We start from the raw sequence: 2,317 nt of genomic DNA, 5'->3' as shown, positions 1-2,317 counted from the left end.
GGGGCGCCGGCCGGAGCGGCCCCCCGGACCCCCTCCCCCGGCACGTCGTCCGCGCCGGCCGAGGAGACGCTCGACGGCGAGCTCACCGTCTTCGCGGCGGCCTCGCTGTCCGGGGCGTTCGACGAGCTCGCTGCCGCGTTCGAGCAGGCCCACCCCGGCGTCGACGTGCGGCCGATCTCCTACGACGGGTCCTCGGTGCTCGCCACGCAGATCATCGAGGGCGCCGCCGTGGACGTGTTCGCCTCCGCGGACGAGAAGAACATGGCGAAGATCACCGACGCAGGACTCGCCACGACGACCGTCCCCTTCGCCACGAACGTCCTGCAGATCGCCGTCCCGACGGGCAACCCCGGGGATGTTCAGGGGCTGGTCGACCTCGCCGACCCCACGCTCACGGTGGTGACGTGCGCGGCGGAGGTGCCGTGCGGGAACGCCGCGCACACGTTGCTCGATGCGGCGGGCGTGACGGTGACGCCCGCCAGCGAGGAGCAGAACGTGACGGCCGTGCTCGCCAAGGTGCGTTCCGGCGAGGCGGATGCGGGTCTCGTCTACCGCACCGACGTCGCCGCGGCCGCGGGCGAGGTGGACGGCATCGACATCGACGGGGCGGATCAGGCCACGAACGTCTATCCGCTCACGGTCCTCGACGGCGCCGCGAACTCGCCGGCCGCGACCGCGTTCGTCGACTTCGTGCTCTCACCCGACGGCCAGGCGGTGCTCGCGGACTTCGGCTTCGGAGCCCCGTGATCGCCGAGTCCCTCCCGACGGAGGCACCGGGGCCGCCGCGGCGCTCCGGGCTCCGCGACGCCCGCATCCCGGTCTGGCTCGCGGTGCCTGCGGGCCTGGGCGTCCTCCTGCTCCTGCTGCCGTTCATCGGCCTCCTCGTCCGCCTCGACTGGGCAGGGGTCCCCGCCGCGGTGACCGCTCCCGAGGCCCTTCAGGCCCTGGGCCTCTCCCTGGCCACCGCGACCGCCGCGACCATGCTGTGCGTCCTGCTGGGCGTGCCCCTCGCCCTCGTGATCGCGCGGAGCCCGTCGTGGCTCGCCGCCGTCCTGCGGACGCTCGCGACGCTGCCGCTCGTGCTGCCCCCGCTCGTCGGGGGCATCGCCCTGCTCTCGCTGCTGGGGCGCAACGGGCTGCTGGGCGGGGCGCTCGATCTCCTCGGGGTCCGCATCCCGTTCACGACGGCGGCCGTGGTGATCGCGCAGACGTTCGTGGCGCTGCCCTTCCTGGTGATCTCGATCGAGGGGACGCTCCGGGCCGTCGGCACCGGTCACGAGCGCGTGGCGGCGAGCCTCGGCGCCGGGCGCTTCACCGTGTTCCGCCGGGTGACCCTGCCGCTGGCGGCCCCGGGTCTCGTCGCGGGGACGGTCCTGTGCTTCGCCCGGGCGCTCGGCGAGTTCGGCGCCACGGCGCTGTTCGCCGGCAACGCCCCCGGGGTGACCCGCACCATGCCGCTCGCGATCTACACGGCGTTCAACGGCGCCGGCGTCCGCCAGGACACCGCGATCGCGCTGTCGCTGATGCTCATCCTCGTGGCGGTCGGGGTGCTCGTGCTCATGCGCGGCTGGCGGGCGGATGCGATCCGATGACCCTCCATGCCGACGTGCGCGTCCGGGCCGGGGCCTTCGCCCTGGAGGCCGGGATCCGCGCCGAGCCCGGCGAGGTGCTCGCGATCCTCGGGCCGAACGGATCGGGGAAGTCCACCCTGCTCGCCGCCATCGCGGGGCAGCGGCCGGCGACCGGCTCGATCCGCCTGGGAGACCGGGAGCTCCTCGGCCCCGGACGCGCCGTCCCCGCCGAGCGGCGCCGGGTGGGTCTGCTCGGACAGCAGGCCCTGCTGTTCCCGCATCTCAGCGCGCTCGAGAACGTCGCCTTCGGCCCGCGGGCGCAGGGGACGCCGCGCGCCCGTTCCCGCGCCGAGGCACGGCGGTGGCTGGACGAGGTCGGCATGGCCGGGTACGCCTCGCGTCGCCCCGCACAGCTCTCCGGCGGGCAGCAGCAGCGAGTGGCGCTGGCCCGCGCGCTCGCGGCCCGGCCCGGCGCGCTCCTGCTGGACGAGCCCTTCTCCGGCCTCGACGCACAGACCGCCGGCCAGGCCCGTCGCCTCGTCGCCGACCAGCGAGACCGCTCCGGCGTCCCGCTGGTGCTGGTCACGCACGATCCGATGGATGCGGTGGTCCTCGCCGCGCGGACCGTCGTGCTTCAGGAGGGCCGGATCGTCCAGCAGGGCGCCACGGCCGAGGTGCTGGGGCATCCCGGATCCGCGTTCGTCGCGGCGGTTGCCGGGGCGAACCTCGTCACGGGCGTCGGCGCC

3 protein-coding genes are annotated in these 2,317 nt (G+C 75.4%); all 3 read left to right on the top strand.

Features of this window, described 5'->3' with window-relative positions:
- The coding region (gene modA, locus MR1_RS18975) for a molybdate ABC transporter substrate-binding protein (protein WP_067250819.1) at positions 1 to 747 on the top strand (747 nt) is incomplete at its 5' end.
- Complete coding sequence (locus tag MR1_RS18970) at positions 747 to 1,592, top strand: ABC transporter permease (RefSeq protein ID WP_084344951.1); 846 nt, start codon at positions 747 to 749, stop codon at positions 1,590 to 1,592. The genes modA and MR1_RS18970, both read left to right, overlap by 1 nt.
- A partial coding sequence (locus MR1_RS18965; RefSeq protein WP_157518409.1) for a sulfate/molybdate ABC transporter ATP-binding protein occupies positions 1,589 to 2,317 on the top strand: 729 nt, incomplete at its 3' end. The genes MR1_RS18970 and MR1_RS18965, both read left to right, overlap by 4 nt.

This window comes from Microbacterium resistens NBRC 103078 (assembly GCF_001552355.1).
Taxonomy (GTDB): Bacteria; Actinomycetota; Actinomycetes; order Actinomycetales; family Microbacteriaceae; genus Microbacterium; species Microbacterium resistens.
This window is presented reverse-complemented; position numbering and strand designations above follow the sequence as displayed.